A 22,191-nucleotide genomic window follows, 5' to 3' on the forward strand; every position below is an offset into this window, starting at 1 on the left:
GGCACGGCCCGCCCCTGACAGGTCAGCGGCGGCTACTTCGCCGGGAGCTCCACGCCGGTGGCCTTCGCCACGTCCTTGAGCATCTCCTCGGCGGCCTGGACGCCGATGCCGGACATCCATGTCTCGTCCGGGACCTCGAAGACCTTGCCGTCCTTCACGGCCGGGAGGTCCTTCCACACCGGGTTGGACACGACCTGCTTCTTCTGGGTCTTGTCCTCGGCGTCGGCGGCGGTGACGAAGATCAGGTCGGCGTCGGCCTGGTCGATCTCCTCCGGGCTGACGTCCTTCATCGTGACCTCGGGGTCGTTCGAGATCTGCGAATTGGGCCGCTGGAAGCCGATGTCGTTCAGCACGACACCGCTGTAGGAGTTGGTCTGGTACAGGCGGGTCGGGCCGGCGATGAAGCGGACCACGGACGCGGTCGGCATGGCGTTGCCGTCCTTCTTCTTGATGGCCTCACCGAGCGCCTTGGCCTGCGTCTCGTACTCCGAGAGCTTGGCCGTGGCCTCCTTCTCCAGACCCAGCGCCTCGGCGTGGACCTTGAGGTTCTCCTTCCAGACACCGCCCGTGGTCTCCGTGAAGACGGTCGGGGCGATGGCGCTGAGCTTGTCGTAGACCTTCTCGTGCCGGACCTTGGAGGACAGGATCAGATCGGGCTTGAGCGAGGCGATCTTCTCCAGGTTCGGCTCCAGGAGCGGGCCGACGTCGACGGTGTCCTTCAACTCGCCGTCCAGGTAGGTCGGGAAGCCGCCCGAGGTCTTGAAGTGCGGGGCGACCGCGCCGACCGGGTCGATGCCGAGCAGGGTGACGTCGTCCAGCTCACCGGTGTCGAGCACGACGACCCGCTTCGGCTGGGACGGGATCTTCACGTCGCCCATCACGGTCTTCAGCGTGCGGGGGAAGGCCGAGCTGTCGCCCGCGGCCTTGGCCGTGTCACTCGTGTTGGAGGAGGAGTCCTCGCTGCCGCAGGCGGCCAGGACGGCCGTACCGAGTACGACGGCGAGCAGCACGGCGATCAGCCGGCCGATTCCGCGCAGGGGAGATCGGTTGAACATGAGGGGTCTTTCTGTGAGTGGGGAAGGATCAGGCGGTGGCGGCGGATGTCCGCCGGACCGCGCTGCTCTTGGGGACGACCAGCGGGGTGCCGGTCTCCGGATCGGGGATCACCCGGCAGTCCACGTCGAACACGGACTTGACCAGCTCCGCGTCGAGGACCTCGGCCGGGGCACCGGCCGCGGCGAGACGGCCGTCCTTGAGGACCACCATGTGGTCCGCGTAGCGGGCGGCCTGACCGAGGTCGTGCAGCACCATCACCACGGTGCGGCCCGCCTCGGCGTGCAGCGCGGCGACCAGGTCGAGGACGTCGAGCTGGTGCCGCAGGTCGAGGAAGGTGGTGGGCTCGTCGAGCAGCAGCAACTCGGTGTCCTGCGCCAACGCCAGCGCGATCCAGGCGCGTTGCCGCTGACCACCGGAGAGCTGGTCGACGGGCTGGTCGCGCAGGGCGGCGGTGCCGGTGCGCTCCAACGCCTCGTCGACCGCCTTCTGGTCGGCGGCCGACCAGGGGCTCAGCAGCCGCTGGTGCGGATACCGGCCCAGCCGGACCAGCGCCTCGACGGTGATCGCCTCCGGTGTCACCGGCTGCTGCGGCAGCAGACCCATCCGCAGGGCCAGCGCCTTCGCGGACATGCGGTGGATGTCGGCACCGTCCAGCGTCACGCTCCCGGCGGCCGGCGCGAGCAGCCGGCTCAGTCCGCGCAACAGGGTCGACTTCCCACAGGCGTTGGGCCCGACGATCGCGGTGACGGCCCCGCCGGGAAGCGTCAGATCGAGCCCACCGACCACGAGACGGTCGCCGTAGCGCAGGTCGAGGCGCCGGGTGGAGAGCTGGTTGGGGGTGGCGGGCACGTGCGGCTCCTGAAGGCCGATGGGAGGTTCATGAGGTCGGGTGAGGGAATCGCCCCCAAGGGGCGCGGGACTGCTTTGAACATGCGGCTTCCGCCGCGCGTGCGCGACCAGCCACGACGGCGCCGCACCCGCCAGACCACCCCTCGCGGCACCCCCAGAAGAGCGCTTCGTCATCCACGGCCCCTCTGAACAGGCGAGCTCTGCCGCAGCATCAACACCAACAGCCAGGGCGCGCCCAGCGTGGCCGTGACCGCCCCGACCGGCAGCCCCTCGATCGGCAAGAGGTGCTGCACCACCAGGTCGGAGCCGAGCAGGAGCACCGCCCCGGTGAGCCCCGCCAGCGCCAACGACGCGGCGGTCGGCGGGCCGGTGACGAACCGCACGATGTGCGGCACGGCGAGCGCCACGAACGTCACGGGACCGGAGAGCGCGGCGGCCAGCGAGGCCAACGCGACGGCCACGAAGAGCAGTTGAAGCCGCGCGGCGGACGTCCGCAGCCCCAACGCCCCCGCCGAGTCGTCCCCGAGGTCGAGCACGGCCAGCCGCCGATGCATGACGAGTACGGCGGCGAGCGCGAGCACCATGGCGCCGCCGGCACCCCACACCTCGGTCCACGTCCGCCCGTATACAGAACCCGTGGTCCACTGCAACGCCGACCCGGCGAGCTCCGCGGGAAACCGCACGATCATCAGGTTCACCGCGGCCGCCAGACCCGCCTGCACGGCGAGCCCGGTCAGCACCAGCCGGGTGACCGCGAGGCCCGAGCGCCAGGCGAACACGCCCAGCAGCAGGGCCGCGAGCAGCCCGCCGCCCAGCGCCCCGACGGGTATCAGTGCCTGCGAGGCACCGGCCGCGATCAGCGCGACGGCGCCCAGTGAGGCCCCGCCGGTCACGCCCATGACGTCGGGGGAGGCCAGCGGGTTGCGGAACAGCCGTTGCAGCACGCATCCCGCCGCGCCGAGCCCGGCACCGGCGACGATCGCCGCCACCGACCGCGGCGCCCGGAACTGCTGCACCACCAGTACGTCACCCGGATCCCCGAGCCCGACGAGCGCGCGCAGCGCCGTGCCCGCGGGCATCGGCATCTCTCCCGTCGTCAGCGACACGGTGAGCAGCACGAACAGCAGGGCCACAGCGGTCGTGGCGAACAGCAGGACGCGGCGCCGGACCCGGGACCGGGCCGTGGACTTCGCACGCACCGAGACGACCGCGGCGCTCATCGGGCCACCCGCCGGGCCAGCAGCGCCAGCAGGGGGGCACCCAGGAACGCGGTGACGATGCCGACCTCCAGCTCCGAGGGACGGATGACCAGCCGGCCGAGCACATCCGCCGAGAGCAGCAGCAGTGGGCCGGCGATCAGGCAGCCGGGGACCAGCAGCCGGTGGTCGCCGCCGAGCAGCGGCCGTACGAGATGAGGGGCGGCCAGTCCGATGAAGGCGACCGGGCCGGCCACCGCCACGGCCGATCCGGCCAGCAGCACGACCGCGATGCCGCCCGCGAGCCGGATCCGGGCCACGGGCACGCCGAGCGCCTGGGCCGAATCATCGCCCAGGGCAAGGGCGTTGAGGGCGGGGGAGACGGCCAGCGCGACGACCAGACCGAGCAGCAGGGTCGGCAGGACCGGCCACAGGACGTCGAGGGTGCGCCCGGACAGGGACCCGGCCAGCCAGAAGCGGGCCTCGTCCAGGGTGCGCTGGTTCATCAGCATCACGGCCGACGTCCAGGACAGCAGCACCAGTTGGAGCACGGTGCCGCCGAGCGCCAGTCGTACCGGGTCGATGTCCCCGGCGCGGCGGGCCAGCGCCTGGGCGAACAGGGCCGCCCCGGCCGCGCCGGCGAACGCGAACCACACGTACTGGGCGGGGCTGTTGAGCCCCAGCGCGAAGATGGCGACGACGACCGCGAACCCGGCGCCCGCGTTGATGCCGAGCGTGGTCGGCGAGGCGAGGGGGTTGCGGGTGATGCCCTGGGCGACGGCGCCGGCGACCCCGAGTGCGGCGCCGACCGCGAGCCCGATGACGGTGCGCGGCAGACGCAGCCCGGTCACCACCAGGGCCTCGCGCCCGTGGACATGGCCGAGGAGCGCGTCCGCCACCGTGCCCAGCGGTACGGAGCGGGCGCCGAGCGCGAGGCTCAGCGTGGTGCACAGAGCCAGGGCGGCGAGGCCGGTGAGGAAGAGCGGAATGTGCTTGAAGGCACGGAAGGGCACACCGATCGGTGCGCCCCGTTGGGTCGCAGTCACAAGCCGTGAGCTTAGGTTAGGCTTGCTTTATGATTCAACCGCTGTGTGATCACTGTGATGTGCGCGATAGTCGATCACCCGCGCCGAGCTCACCTGGTATTTCCACTTGAACGCGAGTGTAAGGTAAGCCTTACCTGTCTGGCCTTTCGCTGCAACCTCGCCCAGGAGCGCCGATGTCCGTGGCTCGCACGATCCCGCCGCCCGGCGCCGTCGCGCGTACGCTTCGACACGACTTCACGCGGCTGACCGACCTCTGCGAGGTCCTGAACGTGCGGGTCGCCGCGCCCGGGGTCCAGGAGACCGGGACGGGTGTGTCGGCTGCGGAACTGGTGAGGGACGAGGCCGTGCTCGACGCGTTCGTGGCGGCGGAGGCGGCCCGGATTCACCACCGCCACGGGACCGTCGCGCGTCGCGACGCCGCAGCCTCCCGCGCGCTGCACGACTACGCCTGGTCCGTCGCGCTCCTCATGAGCGGACCCTGGTACCTGGCACGCCGCGTGCCCCGGATCCGGCCCGAGGACCTGCGCCTGGACCTGGCCACGGCCGAGTTCACCCTGACACCCGGAAGCGACCTCGCCTGTCTGGCCGACGACCCGGCGGCCATGCTGCCCCGCGTGCTGACGGCACCTCACGAAGAGGCCCTGCGCGCCGAGTTGCGCGCAGCCGTCGCCGAACACATGGGTCCGCTCCTGGACGCGATCGGCCCCATCACACGACGCCGCTCACGCGCCCTGTGGGGCATGGTCGCCGACGACCTGGTCTCCGGCATCTGGTACCTGGGCCGGACGCTGGGCCGCGAGGACGACGCCGTACGGGCGGCCACCGAACTGCTGCCGAAGAGCGTCGCCCCCTACCCGGGCGGCGCCGACTTCCGCCACCTGACGACCGACGACGGACGCCGGCACCCGACACGTACCCGCGCCGGCTGCTGCATGTACTACACGATCCGTCCGGCCGAGGCGTGCTCCACCTGCCCGCGCACCTGCGACACGGAGCGACTGCGCCGCCTCCAGGGCTGAACCGACCGCTCGGCAGGGCCCCCTCAAGGGGCGCGGGGCTGTATCGATATGCGGCTCCGCCGCGTGAGCGCGACCAGCCACATTGACGCCGCAGACGACCGGCGACCCGCTGTGGCACTCCCTGTCGCGGCCCACCTGACGGAGCCTCAGTCGGCTGTTGCCAGGAACTGAGTAGCCGCCAACTCCGCATACAACGGGTCGGACGCCACGAGTTCGCGATGCGTGCCCACCGCACGCACCCGGCCCGCGTCCATCACCACGATCCGGTCGGCCATCGTCACCGTCGACAGCCGGTGCGCGACGACCAGAACCGTGGTCGTACGCGCGACATCGGCGACCGTGTCGCGCAGCGCCGCCTCGTTCACCGCGTCCAGTTGCGAGGTGGCCTCGTCGAGGAGCAGCAGCCGGGGGCGGCGCAGCAGGGCGCGGGCGATGGCGACGCGCTGGCGTTCGCCGCCGGAGAGCTTGGTGCCGCGGTGTCCGACCAGCGTGTCCAGACCGCCAGGCAGGCGGGCGACCAGGCCGTCGAGCCGGGTCGTCTTCAGCACGCGCGTGAGGGCGTCGTCGGTCGCCTCCGGGTTGCCCAGCAGCAGGTTGGCACGCAGCGAACCCGACAGCACCGGCGCGTCCTGCTCCACATAGCCGATCGCGGACCGCAGCTGTGGCAGCTCCCAGTCCGTCAGGTCCCGCCCGTCGAGGGTGATGGCGCCGGCCTCGGGGTCGTAGAACCGCTCGATGAGCGAGAAGACCGTGGTCTTTCCCGCGCCCGAGGGGCCGACGAACGCGGTCATGCCCTGTGCGGGCACGGTGAACGTCACCCCGTGGTGGACGTACGGCAGATCGTCGGCGTACCGGAAACGGACGTCCTCGAAGGACAGCGCGGCCGGCTCCGCCCCGGCGGCGGGCAAGGGCGCGGGCGCTGCGGCCGGTTCGGCGGGCAGCCGCAGCGCCTCCTGGATCCTCGCGAGCGCCGCCGAACCCGTCTGGTACTGGGTGATCGCGCCGACGACCTGCTGGATCGGCGACATCAGATAGAAGACGTACAGCAAGAAGGCGACCAGCGTGCCGACGTCGATCGCCCCGGTCGCCACCCGCGCCCCGCCCACCGCGAGCACCGTGATGAACGCGATCTGCATGGCGAGTCCGGCCGTGTTGCCGGCCGCCGCCGACCACTTGGCGGCCCGCACGCTCTGCCGCCACGACTCCTCGGCGGCGTCGTGCAGCGTACGTTCCTCCCGGTGCTCGGCCCCCGACGCCTTCACCGTGCGCAGCGCGCCGAGGATCCGCTCCAGCGAGGCCCCCATCACGCCGACCGCGTCCTGCGCCTGCCGGCTGGCCCGGTTGATGCGCGGCACGATCACGCCGAGGATCGTGCCGGCGGCCAGGATGACGCCGAGCGTGACCAGCAGCAGTACGGGATCCACCAGGCCCATCATCGCCACCGTCGCCACCAGCGTGAGCCCTCCGGTGCCCAGGCCCACGAGCGAGTCGGTCGTGACCTCGCGCAGCAGCGTGGTGTCGGAGGTGATACGGGCCATCAGATCGCCGGGTTCGCTGCGGTCCACCGCGGTGATGCGCAGCCGCAGCAGATACGACGACAGGGCGCGCCGCGCGCCGAGCACCACCGACTCGGCGGTGCGCCGCAGCACGTACGAACCCAGCGCGCCGAGCGCCGCGTTCGCCACGACCAGCCCGGACATGATCAGCAGCGCTCCGGTGATGGCGCGGTCGTGGGACAGGTCGTCGATCAACTCGCGGGCCACCAGCGGCAGCAGCAGCCCGGTCGCGCCCGTGACCAGCGAGAGCACGGCACCCGTCAGCAGGGTCCACCGGTGCGGGCGGACGTAGCCCAGGAGCAGCCGCCAGGTGGGCGGGGCGGGTTCGGTCGCTGCGATGCTCACGGGACTCCTCCGAGGCGGTAGGGAGCCTTCAGGCTACGTCGGCCTCCTCCCGCGGATCCTGCCAGTTCCGTGCCACGGCGAGCGTCAGGGGCCGTTCGGCCCCCTCGGCCAGGCAGTCGTCCGGCATGCGGGTCAGGACGTCACCCGGACCGAGCTCGACACTGACCGTTCTCGTACGGCAGCCATGCCGCGCGGCACGACTCCGGTGACCGCGCCGCCGGCGGTCAGGGCCCCGTCCGCGACGGCCCCCATGAGCCCGGTGCGCGCACCGCCGTGGACCAGCTTGAGGCCCGCCCCGGCCAGTGCGCGCCCGAGCTCGGCGGCGGTGCGCAGATGGCCGGGGCGGCGACCGGGGGAGGCGCCGCAGAAGACGGTCACGGCCGTCATGGCGGTCAGTTCCACAGGCCGTACCCCCTGGTCAGGATGTGGTGCGGGTCGTACTGGTCCTTGGCGCGGACCAGTTCGGGCCGGCCGGGGCCGAAGTGGGCGCGCCAGTCCGCGGGCGACATGGGCGGCGCGCCGACCGGGTGCAGGACGCCGCCCACGGTCCTGGCCCGCTCGTACAGGGCCCGGTCGGCGGCGACCGTACGGCGTTACGACGTCCGGGGCGGCGGGCGGTGCCGTGCGCATCAGGACGAGCAGGCAGAGGAGTTCGCGCACGGGCCGGCGCAGCGCGAGTGGAACCGCCCGCACCCCTGGCTCACCCTGCTGCTGCCGGAGGAGGCCGCGAGGCGGTGTGAGCCCCTCGGCCAGAGCGGCCCGCACGACGTCGCGCCACAGTGCACCGGCCCCCGCGCTCAGCGTCCGCTCGCCGCCCCTACAAGGCCTGTCCGGCGCCGCGCGCGGAGACCGGCAGCCCGGCAGGGCCGGCGAAGGAGACGAGTTCCCGTACGTCGGCCGTGGAGCGGGCGGTGACCACGCCGAGCGGAGAGGAGGCGACGATATGGCCGAAATCCGTGGAGGCTTCCTTCACCCCCGAGGCGCCCTTCATGCCGCACGCTCCAGCATGTCGAAGTCGAATGAGGGGACCGTCGTTCCGTTCGCGAAAAGCTCGGTGAACACGCGATGCTGGAGAATGCCGTGTTCGGCATGCCGTACGGCGATGAGTGCGGCCATCCGGTGCAGGACGTGTTCGGGTATTTCCCGTTCGCCGACGGTCTCCGCATCGATCGAGTACTTGGCGCAGCATTCGAGCACGGCCTCGAACCCGTTGACGGACGCGGCCAGCCGCCGCTTCCCCGGATCGCGCCAGAGCGCGGCCAGCTCCTGGAGCAGCCCCGGGCCGCAGACGCCCGGCGTGAGCATCGACCGGGCCCGGTGGGTGAGGGCGGTGAGGTACGTGTCGTACTCGGGAAGCGGCAGAAGGCGTACCGTCAGCCGCCAGTCGAGCTGCGCCCGACGCGCGCACAGCACCCGCAGCAGCGAGATCGAGCCACCCTCGATGATGACCAACCGATGTTGAACGGCGAGCAGTTGGACGAGTCCCACGAGCGAGTCGGCGGCCTGGGGCGCGGGCAGATCACCGTCATTGAACGTCCGGTCCCCGAGCCAGTGGCGGCGCACCCCCGGTACGTCCGCACCGGCGCGGGCGCTGGTGGTGGCGAGGTCGGTGAAGCACTGCAAGCGGTCGGCGACGACGATCGGGGCGCCGGTCGCGCGGGCCAGGTCGGTGGCGGCCGTGCTCTTCCCGACGCCGGTCGGCCCCGCGATCAGATGGACCAACGGGCGGACCGCGGGAGGCGTTTCGTTCTCTACCATGGCGGGATGTCCCCTTCCGTTCTCGGCAACGGGAAATACCACTGCCAAGTTACGCAGCACGGAGAGCGGGAACACCACGGGAAATGCCCGGACCGGGCAAAGAGACGGTCACGTTCCTTTGCGCTTGTTAAAGATTCACTCGCAGTGTGCTGGAATGGACAACTCCGGGGAATCCAGGGTCATATGAGTGACCGTCGATTTTGTTTCTCAACGAATTCATGACGCGTCGCGGGAACCCGCCCCGAGGAGGATTCGCCATGCACCCCGACATGCTCCAGGCCGTCACCGACTCCCTGCCCGCGGCCCGCCCCGACGACCCCGTCGGGCACGGAAGCGGCACCGTCCTCGTCGGCTACGGCGCCGTGGAGGAACTGGCGCGCTTCGCCATCGACCCGCGCTGGACCGTCCATGTACCCGGCCATCCGGACGAGGTGCGGCGCGCGATCCGGTCCGCCGTGGGGCGCGGCGAGCGGGCGTTCGTGCATCTGTCCGGCGACTCCAACGCCGAACCGCACGGCCTGGCCGACGGCTTCGAACTCGTCCGGGAAGGCCTCGACGGTGTCGTGCTCGCCGTCGGCGCCACCCTCGACCCGGTGCTGCGCGCCACGGCCGGCCTCGACGTGGGCGTGCTCTACGCCGCCACGGTCCGGCCCTTCGACGAGGTCGGCCTGCGCACCGCCGTACTGGCCGCCGACCACGCCGACGTCGTGCTCGTCGAGCCGGGGCCGCCCGGACTGTCGGCCCGGCACGTCGCCGAGACCCTGGTCCATGTACCGCACCGGCTGCTGCCGCTGGGTGGCGCGGACGGCCTGGACGAGGGCGTCATCGCCCGGGCCGTCCGGGACTTCCTCAGGTGACCGGCGCCTGGCCGCGCCGCGCCAGGGCGGCCAGGGCCGCTTCGAGGTCGGCGGGGCGCGGGCGGTTGTGCGGCAGCTTCGACAGCAGGGCGGCCATGCCGCAGGTGTTGCTGATCGCCGAGAAGACGAGGCCGCCCGCGATACCGGCGGACAGCAACTGCCAGGCCGGGTGCAGGAGTCCGAGTCCGAGACCGACCAGGACGATCGAGCCCGCGGTGAAACGGACCTGGCGCTCCATGGACCAGGTGGCCCGCGGGCTCGACGTCGGCCGGTGCAGCTCGTGCCCGCCCCGCGCCCAGCCCTGGGTGCCGCCCGACAGGGTCATGGCCCGGATGCCGTGCTCGGCGAGGACGCGGCAGGCGTTCTCCGAGCGGGCCCCGGAGGCGCACACCACCAGAAGCCGCCCGCCGGGGAGCCGGCGGAGCGCCGGCAGGGCGCTGTCGAGACGGTCCAGCGGGATGTTCAGCGCGCCGGGCAGATGACCGGCGGCGTACTCGCCCGGCGTGCGGACGTCGAGGACGGTCAGGACGGTCGAGTCGGTCGAGTCGGTCGAGTCGGTCGAGTCGGTCGAGGCGGTCAGGCGGGCGTGGGCCTCGTCGACGTCGAGCGCGAGGAAGCTGTGGGGCGGTGTCATGGGAAATGAGATCCTTTCCGGGGTGGAGGTAAAATACCCCCAAGGGTATGGAGCGGGGTATGCAGGGGAGTGATCGTGGAGTTGCAGTTCGAGGGCGACGACCTCAAGTCGGTGCTGAACCGCTTGCGTCGGGCGCAGGGGCAGATCTCCGGAGTGATCAAGATGATCGAGGAGGGCCGTGACTGCGAGGACGTCGTCACTCAGCTCGCCGCCGCCTCCCGCGCCCTGGACCGGGCCGGCTTCGCGATCATCGCGACCGGGTTGCAGCAGTGCCTCACCGACGTCGAGCAGGGCCGGCGCGACGGCGAGACGGTGGGGCAGATGAAGGCCCGGCTGGAGAAGCTGTTCCTTTCACTGGCATAGGGGGCCGGGACCGGGCGTCCCGGGGGCGCCCGGCCGTCAGACGACGGCGTCGGCCAGCATGAACACGGCCACCGCCAGCAGGGCGTACGCGAAGATCCGCCGAAGCGTGCCGCCGGAGACCTTCCCGGCGAGCCGCTTGCCGTCCCACGCGCCGAGCACGGCGGCCGCGGCGAACGGCCCGACCGCGGCCCAGTCGACACTCGCGGCCGAGCCGGCCCGGGCCGCCAGCGCCACCAGCGAGTTGACGGTGATCACCAGCAGACTCGTACCCACGGCGACCCGCATCCGCAGCCCCACCACGCTCACCAGCGCCGGTACGGCCAGGAAGCCACCGCCCACGCCCAGTACCCCGGTCACGGCACCGAGCCCGGCCCCGGCCCGGACGACCCGCCCCGGACGCACCGGCGCGTCCTCGTGCCGTACGGCGGCCGAAGGGCGGAGCATGCGCAGCGCGGCGACAGCGGCGGTCACCGCGAACGCCCCGGTGAGCACCCCTGCGGGCAGTCGCCCGGACACCGCACCGCCGACCGCCGCAGGCAGTAGACCCGCCGCCGCGAACAGTGCCCCGGCGCGCCAGCGCACCGCGCCCGCACGGGCGTGCGCGCCGAGCGCGGTGACCGAGGTGACGGCGACGACGACCAGACTCGCGGTGGCCGCCGCTGCGGGCGTGAAGCCGAGCAGGTACATCAGCGCCGGTACGGCCAGCACACTGCCGCCGCCGCCCAGCGCACCGAGCGAGAGCCCCGTGACGCCACCGGCGAACAGGCCCAGGACCAGCGCGCTCACGTGCGGTCACTGGAGGTGGTCGGACAGGACTCCGTCACCACCGGAAGCCCCGCCTGAGTCCAGGCCCGCATGCCGCCGATGACGTCCACCACGTCCGTGCCGCGTGCCGTGAGCAGCGCCGCGGCCTCGCGGGAGCGCTTGCCGGAGCGGCAGATCGCGACGACGGGGCGGCCCTGCGCGGTCCGCGGCAGCGTCTCACCGGCCGTCAGCGCGGACAGCGGCGCGAGGAGGGCGCCCGGTGCGTGCCCCGAGGCCCATTCGTCGGGTTCGCGGACGTCCACGAGGACGGCGTCGGCGTCCGCCAGCGCCCGGGCCTCGGCGGGGGTGACGCGGGCCATCGGCAGACCGGCGTCGTGCGCCGCGGCGAACCCGTCGTCGACGGCCACTACGTCACGTCCCACGGCGTCGAGCAGCGAGGCGGCGATGGCCGCCCGCATCCCGCCGGCGCAGTGCACCCACACGGTGCCGTCCGGTATCTCCGCGAGCCGGTCGCGCAGTTGGTGCACCGGTATGTGCACCGAGCCCCTGATGTGCCCGGTGGCGCGTTCGGAGTCCCGCCTCACGTCCAGGATCACCACGCCGTCCTGCGCGGCCAGGTCGGCGAAGGTGCCGCGCGGGAAGGAGCGGGGCCGCTCCCCCGGGCGGGTCCAGTCGGCGGGGGAGCCGGTCGCCGCCGCGGCCGGCCGGTCGATGCCGACACGGACGAGTTCCCGCTGGGCGTCGGCCAGTTGGGCCGGTGTCCCGGCGAGCAGCGTGACCGGCTTGCCCCACGGCAGCAGCCAGGCCAGATAGGCGGCGAGCTGCCCCTCCGCCTCGAAGTTGAGCGACCCGGCCACATGCCCCTCGGCGAACGCGACCCGGTGGCGCAGATCCACCACCCACTCCCCGGCGGCCAGCCGCGCCGCGATCTCCTCGGCGTCGGCCGGGCGGGGCGGCGTCAGATCCACCGGAGCCGGGCCCTCGGTGTTCGCCGGGCCCATGTGGGTGTAGTACGCCGGGATGTCGTCGAGGCCGGCGAGCAGGTCGGCGACGAAAACGTCGACGTCCTTCACCAGAGCCTCGTTGACGGCGCGCTCATGCCCGATCGTGGTGGTCGCCCCGCCGGCCACCCGGGTGGCGGAGCAGAAGCTGCCGAAGCCGTGTGTCGGCAGGACCGCCGTCTCGTCCGGCAGCTCTGCGGCCAGCCGGTGCGCGGAGTCGTACTGCGCCCGTGCCAGGTGGTCCGTCAGCCGGGGTTCGACCAGGTCGGGCCGCCCCACCGTGCCGATCAGCAGCGAACCCCCGGTGAACACGGCCACCGCCTGTCCCGTCTCCTCCAGCACGTACGACGTGTGGTGCGGGGTGTGTCCGGGGGTGGCCAGGGCGCGCAGCACCAGGCCGTCGTCGATCTCCGTACGGTCCCCGTCGGCGACCGGAACCCGCTCGTACCCGACCCGCGCCGCGGCCGGCACGAGATAGGCGGCGCCGGTGAGACGGGCGAGCTCCAGGCCGCCGGTCACGTAGTCGTTGTGCACATGGGTCTCGACGACCTGGGTGATCCGCACGCCCCGCACCGCGGCGGCCGTGATCACCCGGTCGATGTCCCTGGGCGGATCGACCACCACGGCGCTGTGCGCACCGCCCGCCAGATAGCCGCGGTTGCCCAGTCCCGGCACGTCGATGGTGTCGACGAAGTACACAGCGGCACTCCTCTCCTGGTGAAGCCTGTGAACACCCCGGGGGAATTACCCCCGGGGGTATATGGACCACAGTAGCAGGGTACCCCCAGGGGTATTTCCGAAAGCCGGCCGGAAGCAGATGTGAGGGTCGTGGGTCCGTGCCTTTACCGATCAGTCACGTCTAGGGTCGGAGGTGGACGGAGAGCCGCCGAGGGAAGGGTTCAGCACCATGGCGCAGGAAGTACGAGGCGTGATCGCACCCGGCAAGGACCAGGCCGTGCGTGTGGAGACGATCGTCGTGCCGGACCCGGGGCCGGGCGAGGCCGTCGTACAGATCCAGGCCTGCGGGGTCTGCCACACCGACCTGCACTACAAGCAGGGCGGCATCAGCGACGACTTCCCCTTCCTGCTGGGGCACGAGGCGGCCGGCGTGGTGGAGTCGGTCGGCGCCGGCGTCACGGACGTCGCGCCCGGTGACTTCGTGATCCTCAACTGGCGTGCGGTGTGCGGGACGTGCCGGGCCTGTCTGCGCGGGCGGCCCTGGTACTGCTTCGACACCCACAACGCGCGGCAGAGGATGACCTTGGCCTCGACCGGTCAGGAACTCTCACCCGCGCTCGGTATCGGCGCCTTCGCGGACAAGACGCTGGTCGCGGCCGGACAGTGCACCAAGGTCGACGCGGCGGTCGCGCCGCAGGTGGCCGGCCTGCTGGGCTGCGGCGTGATGGCCGGGATCGGCGCCGCGATCAACACCGGCAACGTCGGCCGGGGCGACACGGTCGCGGTGATCGGCTGCGGTGGCGTCGGCGACGCGGCCATCGCCGGATCGAACCTGGCGGGAGCGGCGAGGATCATCGCCGTGGACATCGACGACCGCAAGCTGGACAAGGCCCGCACCATGGGCGCCACCCACACGGTCAACTCACGTCAGAGCGACCCGGTCGAGGCGATCCGCGAGCTGACCGGCGGGTTCGGTGCCGATGTCGTCATCGAGGCGGTCGGCCGCCCGGAGACGTACCAGCAGGCCTTCTACGCCCGCGACCTCGCCGGCACCGTCGTCCTCGTCGGCGTGCCCACCCCCGAGATGAAGCTGGAGCTGCCCCTGCTGGACGTCTTCGGCCGCGGCGGCGCACTGAAGTCCTCCTGGTACGGCGACTGTCTGCCCTCCCGGGACTTCCCGATGCTGATCGACCTGCATCTCCAGGGCCGCCTGGACCTGGAGGCGTTCGTGACCGAGACCATCCAGCTCGACGAGGTGGAGAAGGCGTTCGAGCGCATGCACCACGGCGACGTCCTGCGCTCGGTGGTGATGCTCTGATGGCCTCCCGCATCGAACGCCTCGTCACCTCCGGACAGTTCACGCTCGACGGCGGCACCTGGGACGTCGACAACAACGTGTGGCTCGTCGGCGACGACCACGAGGTCGTCGTCATCGACGCCGCCCATGACGCCGACGCCATCGCCGAGGCCGTAGGCGACCGGCGCCTGACCGCGATCGTCTGCACCCACGCCCACAACGACCACATCGACGCCGCGCCCGCCCTGGCCGACCGCACCGGCGCCACGATCTGGCTCCACCCCGACGACCTGCCCCTGTGGAAGCAGACCCACCCGGACCGCGACCCCGACGCCCACCTCGTGGACGGCCAGATCATCGAGGCCGCGGGCGCCGACCTCACCGTCCTGCACACCCCGGGCCACGCCCCCGGCGCCGTGTGCCTGCACGACCCGGGCCTCGGCGTCGTCTTCACCGGCGACACCCTCTTCCAGGGCGGCCCCGGCGCCACCGGCCGCTCCTACTCCCACTTCCCGACGATCATCGACTCCATCCGCACCCGCCTCCTCACCCTCCCGCCCGACACCAAGGTCCTCACCGGCCACGGCGACCCGACCACCATCGGCGCCGAGGCACCCCACCTCCAGGAGTGGATCGACCGCGGCCACTGAGGCCGCCCGGGTGACGGGCCGGCGCGATCGGTAAAAGGCGACAGAAGATGTCCGGCTTACCCGGCACCCTCGACAGCGACAGAACTCGCAGAGGGTCGGGAGGCCGAACATGTCACAGCCGCTCAAGGGCAAGGTCGCGCTGGTCGCCGGGGCGACACGGGGAGCCGGCCGCGGCATCGCAGTGGAGCTCGGAGCAGCCGGGGCCACGGTCTACGTGACGGGACGCAGCACGCGCGCCCGCCGCTCGGAGTACGACCGCCCCGAGACGATCGAGGACACCGCCGACCTGGTCACCGAGGCGGGCGGCCACGGCATCGCCGTACCCACCGACCACCTCGACCCGGCCCAGGTCCGCACCCTCGTCGACCGAATCGCGGACGAGCAGGGCCGCCTGGACGTCCTCGTCAACGACGTCTGGGGCGGCGAGAAGCTCTTCGCCTGGGACAGCCCCGTCTGGGAGCACGACCTCGACAAGGGCCTGCGGCTGCTCCGGCTCGCCGTCGAGACCCACGCCATCACCAGCCACCACGCCCTGCCCCTGCTCCTGCGCCGGCCGGGCGGACTGGTCGTCGAGATGACCGACGGCACGGCGGACTACAACCGCGCCAACTACCGGGCCTCCTTCTTCTACGACCTCGCCAAGGCATCCGTCCTGCGCATGGCCTTCGCCCTCGGCCACGAACTCGGACCGCGCGGCGCCACCGCCGTCGCCCTGACGCCCGGCTGGCTGCGCTCGGAGATGATGCTCGACGCCTTCGAGGTGCGCGAGGACAACTGGCGCGACGCCCTCGAACGCGTCCCGCACTTCGCCATCTCCGAGACCCCCCGCTACGTGGGCCGCGCCGTCGCCGCCCTGGCCGCCGACCCCGACGTGGCCCGCTGGAACGGCGAGTCCCTCTCCAGCGGGCAGCTCGCCCAGGTGTACGGCTTCACGGACCTCGACGGCAGCCGCCCCGACGCCTGGCGCTACCTCGTCGAGGTCCAGGACGCGGGGAAGCCGGCGGACACGACGGGTTACCGCTGAGGCGGCACCGGGTCGGCCGAGCGGACCGGCCAGCGCGCGGAGTGGCCGGGCGGCAGGCCGAGGTCCTCCCGTACGGCCGTGTAGTAGCCCTCGCGCCCGGCGCGCTGCTGGTCCAGCAGCGCCCGCCAGGCCGCGGTGTCCTGCCCGCCGTCGCGCACGAACCGCTCCATCTCCATCACGGTCACGACCCATGCCCGTGCCCTCTCCACCACCGCGTGGCTGCCCAGCATGATCAGCGCCTCACCCGAGGGATCCCTCGCACCGTTCGCCTCGGCGAGCAGTGGCTTGGCCTCGTCGATGGTGAGGGGGTCAGGATGGTTTCCGTGGCCGAGCCCGGCGGCGACCCGGTACGCCAGCGTGACCGTCTGCTTCACCGACCGCGCGTAGTCGGCGTACACCGCCAGCCGCCGCTCCTCCCAACGCGCCGTCTGCTCCCTCCGGAACCTCGCCTGATCGCCCCGCACGACCACCACATACGAACCGAGCGCGCCGATCACGACGCCGATGAGAGCGGGGAGTTGCTGAATGAACACGGACATGGACGCACGCTATCGCTGGGCCGGGTCGGCGAACCCGAGGACATCGCGGCGGCGGTCGCCTTCCTGGCCTCCCGGGACGCGGCCTGGATCACCGGCACCACCTCACCGTCGACGGCGGCCTCACGCGGTCCACACCGGCTTCCGGGCAGTGGTGCGACGCTCGGGCGACGCCTGAAGGACACCTGAGGGCTCCGGCGAAATTTCACCGTTCGGTCACAGCCCGGCCACGGCCACAACCGATCCCCCCGCACACCGGTCTAGCTGGCAGAAGTCCACAGGACCACGCAAGGGAGAGGCCCGGCCATGGGGGACATACGCAGACGGCGCGCCGTCGCACTCGGCATCACATCAGGACTCGTCGCACCGCTCGCGCTGACGCTCGGCGCCGCACCGGCGCAGGCGGCGCCGAGCTGTACGACCCAGACCGGGCCGTATCAGAAGAAGGTCGAGAAGTTCCTCGGCCGGCCGGTCGACGGCAAGCAGTCCACCGCCGACTGCAAGGCCATCCAGGCCTTCCAGACCAAGCACGGCATCACCCCGAACGCCGGCTACGCGGGCCCGGTGACCTGGGGCGTGATGGACCTGATGCTGAAGCAGAAGGCCGTCGGCAACAACCCCAACAAGGACGGCAAGTGCCCCGTCAACAAGGGCCGCATCGCCTGTGTGAACCTCACGCTCCAGCTGAGCTGGATCCAGGACGGCAGGAAGCTGGTCTACGGCCCGGTCCCGGTCCGCACCGGCCGCAACGGCTATGAGACGCGCACCGGCCTGAAGAAGATCTACTGGCGCAACATCGACCACGTGTCGAGCATCTACGACGTGCCGATGCCGTACGCCCAGTTCTTCGACGGCGGCCAGGCCTTCCACTCCGTCGGCGTCAGCATGTGGAACCCGCCGGGCTCGCACGGCTGCGTCAACATGACCAAGACAGACGCGAAGAAGTACTGGTCGCTGCTGAAGAACGGCGACGACGTCTACGTGTACGGCCGCAAGCCGGGCACCTGAGTCAGGACAGGCACCCGGCTCGCGAGTCGATGTCGGGGAAACGTCACACCGCGGGGGCGTCCCCGAAGTCCGGGATCTCCAGCCTGACCCCGCCCTGTCGCGCGGACTCGTGCGCGACGATGCCCGGCAGGGTGTAGCGGGCCGCCACCCACGCGTTCACGGACGGCAGGGAGCGGCCGTTGACCGCGGTCACGAAGTCGTCCACCAGGAAGTGGTGGCTGCCTTCGTGACCGTTGTGCAGGTTGTCGAACTCCCGGGGCAGCCGGGACCGGTCGTGCACCGGCGCGGAACCCGAGGTGAAGGCGGCCCGCAGGTCCGGCGCGATGTGCTGGAGCGACGGGTCGTCAGGAGCCATGGTGGGCTTGGGTTCCAGCAGCTCGCTGATGTCCTGGACGCCCTTCTTGTCCTGCCACAGGGCCACGGTGGCGAGCTGCTCCATGCTCGCCTCGGTGCCGAAGAAGCGGAAACGGGATTCCCGGATGTGGGACGGGTATCCCACCCGCCGGAACTCGTTCGTACGGAACGAGCCGCCGCCCGCGACCTCGAACAGCGCGGTCGCGTTGGACACGTCGTTGCCGAACTGGCTGACGGCCTTGTCGAAGACGCCGTCGCCGCGGTCGTCCACGACCCCGATCGCCGACACGCTCACCGCGTGCGTCCGCCACGCCCCCAGCACCCCGCCGACCGCGTGCGTCGGGTACAGCAGCGGGGGATAGCTGGCCGTCGCCTTCCAGTTCTCGCCGCCGCTGTACTGGTACGCCTCGTAGAACCCCAGGTCCATGTCGTGGACGTAGTCGCCCTCGGCGTAGAAGAGCCGCCCGAAGGCGCCCTCCGCGATCTGGTTGCGGGCGTGCACCGTCGCCGGGTTGTACTCGCTGGTCTCGCCCATCATGTACGTCAGACCGGTCGCCTTGACGGCGTCGATGATCGCGGCGATCTCCTCCGTGGTGATCGCCATGGGGACGGCGGAGTAGACGTGCTTGCCGGCGTTCAGGCCCTGGAGGACCAGCGGGCCGTGGGTCCAGCGCTGGGTGAAGATGGCGACCGCGTCGACGGCCTGCGACTCCAGCATCGCCTCGTACGAGGCGAAGGTGCCGGCGAGTCCCTGTGCGTCGGCGAGCTGCTCGGCCCGCTCGGGCAGCAGATCGGTGACGTACACGTCGCTGACACCGGGGTGGGCCTGGAACAGCGTGGCGAACTGGCCGGAGAACTGGCCGGCGCCGACGATGCCGAGGGAGAACGTCATGGAGTGGGTGCCTTTCACTGGCCGAGGACGAGGTTGATCTGGTCGTTGGTCTGATCGAGGCTGCTCACGGGCTTTCCATTGCCGTAGATGTCCTCCATCGCGGGCGCCATGAGCGCCGTCATGTCCGCCGAGTAGCTGGCGATCGGATAGGAGAAGGTCCTGAAGCGCTTCTTGTCGGCCACCGGTTCGGTGAAGGCCGAGACGTCGATGCCCTTCTTGTCGTAAGCGGCGACGGCGGCCCTGGTCCCGGCCGGAGTGGCGGGGAAGACGACGCCGTACCTGCCGACGACGGTCTGGCACTCGTCGGAGGCCAGATACGCCACCCACTTGCGGGCGCCCTCCTTGTTCCTGGCGGCCTTGGTGATCGAGTCGGCGAGACCGTTCATCATGGTGGCGCGTTTGCCCGTCGGGCCGACCGGGGTGAGCGCGGTCTTGATGTCCAGGCCCTTGAAGCCCGCGTAGGTGGAGATCATCCAGGCCCCGTCGAACGCGGCGGCGGCCTTCCCAGCGGCGACCTGGGTGTTCGCCTGGTTGGACTGGACGTTGTAGTCGGAGAGCGGGGGCATGTAGCCCTTCTTCGCGAGTCCGAAGTACCACTGGACGACGGACTGGAAGGTCTTGCTGTCGTACTGGTACTTCGTGCCCCAGCGCGGCTTGTCCAGGTAGCTCCATCCGGCGGAGGCCGCGAAGTTGCTCCACTGCGTCTGGCCGTCGCCGAAGCCGCCGCCGTTGCTGGCGAGGCCGTACACCTTGACGTTGTTCTTGTCGAAGCCCGGCTCGTCGCCGCGCCTGCCGTTCCTGTCGATCGTGAGATGGGCGACGGCTTTCTCGAACGTGCCGCCGTCCTTGGGGTTCCAGGCCAGGTTGTCCAGCTGCTCGGCGGTCAGTCCGGCGTCCTTGGCCATCTTCTCGTTGTAGAAGAGCGCGACCGTGTCCCAGTCCTTGGGAGCGCCGTACCGGTGGCCGTCCTGGCCGATCCAGTTGGCGCCGAGTCCGGGCTGGTAGTCGGAGTCCTCGATGCCGAGGTCGTCGAGCGGCTCGAGGACCTTCAGGTCGGCGAACTGGCCGAAGTTCTGGATGTGGTCGGTGAACACGTCCGGCTGGGTGCCCGCGATGAAGCCGGCGGTGAGCTTGGTCCAGTAGTCGCTCCAGCCCAACTGGGTGATCTTGACCTTGAGCCCGGGGTTCTCCTTCTCGAACCCCTTGGCGCAGGCCTGGTAGGCGGGCAGCTGGTTGGCGTCCCAGAGCCAGTACGTCACCGTGTTCGCGGACGATCCGGCGGAGCCGCCGTTCGCGCAGCCGGTCACCAGGGACAGTGCCAGCGCTCCGGCGAGCGCGGTCAGCGTACGAAGTCGCATGCTCGTTCCCTCACTTGATCCCGGTGAAGCCGATGGAGCTGACGATGCGGCGGGCGAAGCAGGCGAACAGCACCAGCATCGGCAGCGCGGCGATCAGCGTCGCCGCCATGAGCCCCGACCAGTCGACGCCGGTGGCCGGGGTCTGCGCCCGGAAGACCGCCAGCGCCACGGTCAGCACGCGCGAGCTGTCGCTGTAGGAGACCATCAGCGGCCAGAAGTAGTCGTTCCAGGAGGTGATGTACGTCAGCACGCCCAGCGTGATGACCGGCGTGGACGCCATCGGCAGCACGACCCGGAAGAAGATCCTGACCTTCCCGGCGCCGTCGAGCAGTGCGGCTTCCTCGACCTCCCCGGGGATGTTCATGAAGAACTGCCGCAGGAAGAACACCGCGAACGGGGTCATGAACAGACTCGGCAGCGCGATGCCCAAGAGGGTGTCCACCAGGTGGAGTTGCTTGATGAGCACGAAGTTGGGCAGCAGGGTGAAGATGGTCGGCACCATCAGTCCGGCCAGGAACAGCCCGAACACCTTGTCGCGCCCGCGCCAGCGCAGCCGGGAGAAGGCGTACGCCGCCATCGCGGAGAAGAAGATCTGGCAGCCGGTGATCAGGGTCGAGACGATCACCGAGTTGAGCAGATAGCGCCAGAAGTCCAGCCCACCGCCCGCGCCGCCCTGTGCGACCGCCTCCTCGGCCGAGTGCAGACCCAGGGCACGCTGGAAGCCGGTGCCGGTGAGATCGACGGGGAGTGGATCGGTGGGGTCGGCGCTGAGACCGGCGTTGGTGGAGAGCGCGGTGCGCAGGATCCAGTAGAACGGCAGCAGGGTGATGAGGACGATGAGACCCATCACGGTCCAGGCGGCGGCCCGCCCCGGGGAGAACCTGCGCCTGACCGGCCGTACGGTGGTCGTGGTCGTGGTCGTGGTCGTGGTCGTGGTCACGGCAGCCATCTCGGTGTCTCCCTTCCGTCAGCCGAGGTCGGTCCGGCCGGCCCGGGTGAGCCGGTACTGGAGCACGGTGATCGCGCTGAGCACGATGAGCAGGGCCACGGACATCGCCGAGGCGTAGCCGAACTGGAAGCGGCCGAAGGCGGAACCGTAGATGTAGTACTGGAGGACGTTCGTCGCGTTCGCCGGACCGCCCGCGGTCGTCACGGCGACCGTGTCGAACACCTGGAACGAACCGATCACCGTCATGATCAGAACGACCGCGAGGACCGGGCGCAGCAACGGCATCGTGATCCGCCAGAACATGCGCCACTCGCTTGCGCCGTCCACCTTCGCCGCCTCGTACATGTCGTTCGGGATCGCCTGAAGACCGGCGAAGAGCAGGAGCGCGGTGTAGCCGACGTGCCGCCAGACGTTGATCAGGGCGATGGTGGGGATCGCCCAGGTCTCGTCGGCGAGGAACGGTATGCGGTCCACGCCGACGGCGCTGACGATCTCGTTCCCGATGCCGAGCTGGGTGTCCAGGATCCACAGCCAGACCAGGCCGGCCACGACGTTCGACATCAGGTACGGGGTGAGCACGACGCCCCGCAACAGTGCCGACTGGGTCAGTCGCTGGAGCAGGACGGCGATGGCGAGCGCCGCGACCGTCTGGACGCCGATGTTGATGAAGACGTACTCGACGGTGACCGTCAGCGAGTTCCAGAAGATCGGGTCGTTGACCATGCGGACGTAGTTGTCCAACCCCACCCACTGCGCCGGGGTGAGCAGGTTGAACCGGGTGAAGCTCAGATAGATGCCCCGCAGCGTCGGCCAGAGCAGGAAGACCAGGAAGCCCAGCAGCGCCGGAGCGATGAACACCGCGGCGAGCCGCCCGTCCCCCTGGTTCTCTCGGGAGCGGGCCCGCCGTTTCCTCGGGCTGCTGGAGGCGATGGTCATCGGGAGACTCCCTTGTCTGCGCGGCTCGTCCTCGGCCACTTACTTTTGTGGCGGAAGAATCCAG

General features: G+C 71.1%; 24 protein-coding genes and 2 pseudogenes. 8 read left to right on the forward strand and 18 right to left on the reverse strand.

From position 1 onward, the window contains the following. Nucleotides 1–32: 32 nt before the first annotated feature. The 4 genes from KUM44_RS06635 to KUM44_RS06650 form a co-directional block, all read right to left on the reverse strand. The gene (locus KUM44_RS06635; RefSeq protein WP_217206821.1) at nt 33–1,055 is read right to left on the reverse strand and encodes an ABC transporter substrate-binding protein; all 1,023 of its coding nucleotides are present in this window, start codon (nt 1,053–1,055) and stop codon (nt 33–35) included. A 28-nt stretch (nt 1,056–1,083) separates the two neighbouring features. Next, the gene (locus KUM44_RS06640) at nt 1,084–1,905 is read right to left on the reverse strand and encodes an ABC transporter ATP-binding protein (RefSeq protein ID WP_217206822.1); all 822 of its coding nucleotides are present in this window, start codon (nt 1,903–1,905) and stop codon (nt 1,084–1,086) included. Nucleotides 1,906–2,075: 170 nt separating this feature from the next. Then, on the reverse strand, nt 2,076–3,125 hold the full coding sequence (locus tag KUM44_RS06645) for an iron chelate uptake ABC transporter family permease subunit (RefSeq protein ID WP_217206823.1): 1,050 nt from the start codon (nt 3,123–3,125) through the stop codon (nt 2,076–2,078). After that, entirely contained in the window at nt 3,122–4,114 is a 993-nt protein-coding gene (locus KUM44_RS06650; protein ID WP_217207048.1) for an iron ABC transporter permease, read from the reverse strand. Before KUM44_RS06650 ends, KUM44_RS06645 begins: the two co-directional genes overlap by 4 nt. 206 nt (nt 4,115–4,320) lie before the next feature. On the opposite strand from KUM44_RS06650, the gene KUM44_RS06655 reads away from it, so the two are divergent. Next, the gene (locus tag KUM44_RS06655; RefSeq protein ID WP_217206824.1) at nt 4,321–5,166 is read left to right on the forward strand and encodes a (2Fe-2S)-binding protein; all 846 of its coding nucleotides are present in this window, start codon (nt 4,321–4,323) and stop codon (nt 5,164–5,166) included. A 146-nt stretch (nt 5,167–5,312) separates the two neighbouring features. Here KUM44_RS06655 and KUM44_RS06660 read toward each other — a convergent pair whose 3' ends face one another. From KUM44_RS06660 to KUM44_RS06675, 5 genes are all read right to left on the reverse strand, one after another. Next, the gene (locus KUM44_RS06660) at nt 5,313–7,067 is read right to left on the reverse strand and encodes an ABC transporter ATP-binding protein (RefSeq protein ID WP_217206825.1); all 1,755 of its coding nucleotides are present in this window, start codon (nt 7,065–7,067) and stop codon (nt 5,313–5,315) included. A 132-nt stretch (nt 7,068–7,199) separates the two neighbouring features. Continuing rightward, nucleotides 7,200–7,469, reverse strand: coding sequence for a hypothetical protein (locus KUM44_RS06665; RefSeq protein WP_308402511.1), 270 nt, complete (start codon nt 7,467–7,469; stop codon nt 7,200–7,202). Continuing rightward, nucleotides 7,460–7,612: a hypothetical protein gene (locus tag KUM44_RS45155; protein ID WP_308402512.1), complete on the reverse strand. Its 153-nt coding sequence runs from the start codon at nt 7,610–7,612 to the stop codon at nt 7,460–7,462. The genes KUM44_RS06665 and KUM44_RS45155 overlap by 10 nt, the downstream gene beginning before the upstream one ends. A 272-nt stretch (nt 7,613–7,884) precedes the next feature. Then, on the reverse strand, nt 7,885–8,058 hold the full coding sequence (locus KUM44_RS45160) for a hypothetical protein (RefSeq protein WP_254389143.1): 174 nt from the start codon (nt 8,056–8,058) through the stop codon (nt 7,885–7,887). Then, the gene (locus KUM44_RS06675; protein ID WP_217206826.1) at nt 8,055–8,825 is read right to left on the reverse strand and encodes an isopentenyl transferase family protein; all 771 of its coding nucleotides are present in this window, start codon (nt 8,823–8,825) and stop codon (nt 8,055–8,057) included. The genes KUM44_RS45160 and KUM44_RS06675 overlap by 4 nt, the downstream gene beginning before the upstream one ends. Before the next feature lie 257 nt (nt 8,826–9,082). Here KUM44_RS06675 and KUM44_RS06680 point away from each other — a divergent pair, with 257 nt between their 5' ends. Then, a complete protein-coding gene (locus KUM44_RS06680; protein WP_217206827.1) occupies nt 9,083–9,682 on the forward strand; it encodes a transketolase in 600 nt (199 codons plus the stop codon). Here KUM44_RS06680 and KUM44_RS06685 read toward each other — a convergent pair. Then, nucleotides 9,675–10,316 carry a rhodanese-like domain-containing protein gene (locus KUM44_RS06685; protein WP_217206828.1) on the reverse strand — a complete coding sequence of 214 codons (642 nt, stop codon included), beginning with the start codon at nt 10,314–10,316 and terminating at the stop codon, nt 9,675–9,677. The genes KUM44_RS06680 and KUM44_RS06685 overlap by 8 nt on opposite strands. A 75-nt stretch (nt 10,317–10,391) precedes the next feature. Between KUM44_RS06685 and KUM44_RS06690 the strand changes: the two genes are divergently transcribed. After that, entirely contained in the window at nt 10,392–10,679 is a 288-nt protein-coding gene (locus KUM44_RS06690; RefSeq protein WP_217206829.1) for a metal-sensitive transcriptional regulator, read from the forward strand. Nucleotides 10,680–10,715: 36 nt separating this feature from the next. On the opposite strand, the gene KUM44_RS06695 is transcribed toward KUM44_RS06690, so the two are convergent. The 3 genes and pseudogenes from KUM44_RS06695 to KUM44_RS06700 form a co-directional block, all read right to left on the reverse strand. After that, entirely contained in the window at nt 10,716–11,465 is a 750-nt protein-coding gene (locus KUM44_RS06695; RefSeq protein ID WP_217206830.1) for a sulfite exporter TauE/SafE family protein, read from the reverse strand. Continuing rightward, nucleotides 11,462–11,803, reverse strand: a complete 342-nt coding sequence (locus KUM44_RS47115) for a rhodanese-like domain-containing protein (RefSeq protein WP_308402529.1) — start codon at nt 11,801–11,803, stop codon at nt 11,462–11,464. Before KUM44_RS47115 ends, KUM44_RS06695 begins: the two co-directional genes overlap by 4 nt. Then, nucleotides 11,795–13,144, reverse strand: a pseudogene (locus KUM44_RS06700) (rhodanese-like domain-containing protein); the annotation flags it as partial. The gene KUM44_RS47115 and the pseudogene KUM44_RS06700, both read right to left, overlap by 9 nt. A gap of 208 nt (nt 13,145–13,352) precedes the next feature. On the opposite strand from KUM44_RS06700, the gene KUM44_RS06705 reads away from it, so the two are divergent. The 3 genes from KUM44_RS06705 (at nt 13,353) to KUM44_RS06715 (ending at nt 16,094) form a co-directional block, all read left to right on the forward strand. Beyond that, nucleotides 13,353–14,441, forward strand: coding sequence for an S-(hydroxymethyl)mycothiol dehydrogenase (locus KUM44_RS06705; protein WP_217206832.1), 1,089 nt, complete (start codon nt 13,353–13,355; stop codon nt 14,439–14,441). After that, a complete protein-coding gene (locus tag KUM44_RS06710; RefSeq protein ID WP_217206833.1) occupies nt 14,441–15,070 on the forward strand; it encodes an MBL fold metallo-hydrolase in 630 nt (209 codons plus the stop codon). The genes KUM44_RS06705 and KUM44_RS06710 overlap by 1 nt, the downstream gene beginning before the upstream one ends. 109 nt (nt 15,071–15,179) lie before the next feature. Further along, a complete protein-coding gene (locus KUM44_RS06715) occupies nt 15,180–16,094 on the forward strand; it encodes an SDR family oxidoreductase (protein ID WP_217206834.1) in 915 nt (304 codons plus the stop codon). Here KUM44_RS06715 and KUM44_RS06720 read toward each other — a convergent pair. Continuing rightward, the gene (locus KUM44_RS06720) at nt 16,085–16,633 is read right to left on the reverse strand and encodes a hypothetical protein (RefSeq protein WP_217206835.1); all 549 of its coding nucleotides are present in this window, start codon (nt 16,631–16,633) and stop codon (nt 16,085–16,087) included. The two genes, KUM44_RS06715 and KUM44_RS06720, sit on opposite strands and share 10 nt — an antisense overlap. Nucleotides 16,634–16,648: 15 nt before the next feature. On the opposite strand from KUM44_RS06720, the pseudogene KUM44_RS47120 reads away from it, so the two are divergent. Then, nucleotides 16,649–16,808 (forward strand): annotated as a pseudogene (locus KUM44_RS47120) (SDR family oxidoreductase); the annotation flags it as partial. Between the two features lie 128 nt (nt 16,809–16,936). Beyond that, entirely contained in the window at nt 16,937–17,638 is a 702-nt protein-coding gene (locus KUM44_RS06725; protein WP_217206836.1) for a L,D-transpeptidase family protein, read from the forward strand. Nucleotides 17,639–17,681: 43 nt separating this feature from the next. On the opposite strand, the gene KUM44_RS06730 is transcribed toward KUM44_RS06725, so the two are convergent. From KUM44_RS06730 to KUM44_RS06745, 4 genes are read right to left on the reverse strand one after another with little or no spacing between them, the layout of a single operon-like run. Then, nucleotides 17,682–18,884 carry a Gfo/Idh/MocA family protein gene (locus KUM44_RS06730; protein ID WP_217206837.1) on the reverse strand — a complete coding sequence of 401 codons (1,203 nt, stop codon included), beginning with the start codon at nt 18,882–18,884 and terminating at the stop codon, nt 17,682–17,684. A gap of 14 nt (nt 18,885–18,898) precedes the next feature. Further along, nucleotides 18,899–20,242 carry a sugar ABC transporter substrate-binding protein gene (locus tag KUM44_RS06735; protein ID WP_217206838.1) on the reverse strand — a complete coding sequence of 448 codons (1,344 nt, stop codon included), beginning with the start codon at nt 20,240–20,242 and terminating at the stop codon, nt 18,899–18,901. Between the two features lie 10 nt (nt 20,243–20,252). Then, a complete protein-coding gene (locus KUM44_RS06740) occupies nt 20,253–21,191 on the reverse strand; it encodes a carbohydrate ABC transporter permease (protein WP_217206839.1) in 939 nt (312 codons plus the stop codon). An 18-nt stretch (nt 21,192–21,209) separates the two neighbouring features. Next, on the reverse strand, nt 21,210–22,127 hold the full coding sequence (locus KUM44_RS06745) for a carbohydrate ABC transporter permease (RefSeq protein ID WP_217206840.1): 918 nt from the start codon (nt 22,125–22,127) through the stop codon (nt 21,210–21,212). Nucleotides 22,128–22,191: the final 64 nt, after the last annotated feature.

The organism is Streptomyces sp. AC550_RSS872, assembly GCF_019049285.1.
Classification (GTDB): domain Bacteria; phylum Actinomycetota; class Actinomycetes; order Streptomycetales; family Streptomycetaceae; genus Streptomyces.

Excerpts from the sequence above, each read along its gene's own strand:
- KUM44_RS06635 (WP_217206821.1), bottom strand. The coding sequence starts at position 1,055 with ATGTTCAACCGATCTCCCCTGCGCGGAATCGGCCGGCTGATCGCCGTG.
- KUM44_RS06645 (WP_217206823.1), bottom strand. The coding sequence starts at position 3,125 with ATGAGCGCCGCGGTCGTCTCGGTGCGTGCGAAGTCCACGGCCCGGTCC.
- KUM44_RS06655 (WP_217206824.1), top strand. The coding sequence starts at position 4,321 with ATGTCCGTGGCTCGCACGATCCCGCCGCCCGGCGCCGTCGCGCGTACG.
- KUM44_RS45160 (WP_254389143.1), bottom strand. The coding sequence starts at position 8,058 with ATGAAGGGCGCCTCGGGGGTGAAGGAAGCCTCCACGGATTTCGGCCAT.
- KUM44_RS06675 (WP_217206826.1), bottom strand. The coding sequence starts at position 8,825 with ATGGTAGAGAACGAAACGCCTCCCGCGGTCCGCCCGTTGGTCCATCTG.
- KUM44_RS06680 (WP_217206827.1), top strand. The coding sequence starts at position 9,083 with ATGCACCCCGACATGCTCCAGGCCGTCACCGACTCCCTGCCCGCGGCC.
- KUM44_RS06685 (WP_217206828.1), bottom strand. The coding sequence starts at position 10,316 with ATGACACCGCCCCACAGCTTCCTCGCGCTCGACGTCGACGAGGCCCAC.
- KUM44_RS47115 (WP_308402529.1), bottom strand. The coding sequence starts at position 11,803 with ATGGCCCGCGTCACCCCCGCCGAGGCCCGGGCGCTGGCGGACGCCGAC.
- KUM44_RS06705 (WP_217206832.1), top strand. The coding sequence starts at position 13,353 with ATGGCGCAGGAAGTACGAGGCGTGATCGCACCCGGCAAGGACCAGGCC.
- KUM44_RS06710 (WP_217206833.1), top strand. The coding sequence starts at position 14,441 with ATGGCCTCCCGCATCGAACGCCTCGTCACCTCCGGACAGTTCACGCTC.
- KUM44_RS06715 (WP_217206834.1), top strand. The coding sequence starts at position 15,180 with ATGTCACAGCCGCTCAAGGGCAAGGTCGCGCTGGTCGCCGGGGCGACA.
- KUM44_RS06720 (WP_217206835.1), bottom strand. The coding sequence starts at position 16,633 with ATGTCCGTGTTCATTCAGCAACTCCCCGCTCTCATCGGCGTCGTGATC.
- KUM44_RS06725 (WP_217206836.1), top strand. The coding sequence starts at position 16,937 with ATGGGGGACATACGCAGACGGCGCGCCGTCGCACTCGGCATCACATCA.
- KUM44_RS06730 (WP_217206837.1), bottom strand. The coding sequence starts at position 18,884 with ATGACGTTCTCCCTCGGCATCGTCGGCGCCGGCCAGTTCTCCGGCCAG.
- KUM44_RS06735 (WP_217206838.1), bottom strand. The coding sequence starts at position 20,242 with ATGCGACTTCGTACGCTGACCGCGCTCGCCGGAGCGCTGGCACTGTCC.
- KUM44_RS06740 (WP_217206839.1), bottom strand. The coding sequence starts at position 21,191 with ATGGCTGCCGTGACCACGACCACGACCACGACCACGACCACGACCACC.
- KUM44_RS06745 (WP_217206840.1), bottom strand. The coding sequence starts at position 22,127 with ATGACCATCGCCTCCAGCAGCCCGAGGAAACGGCGGGCCCGCTCCCGA.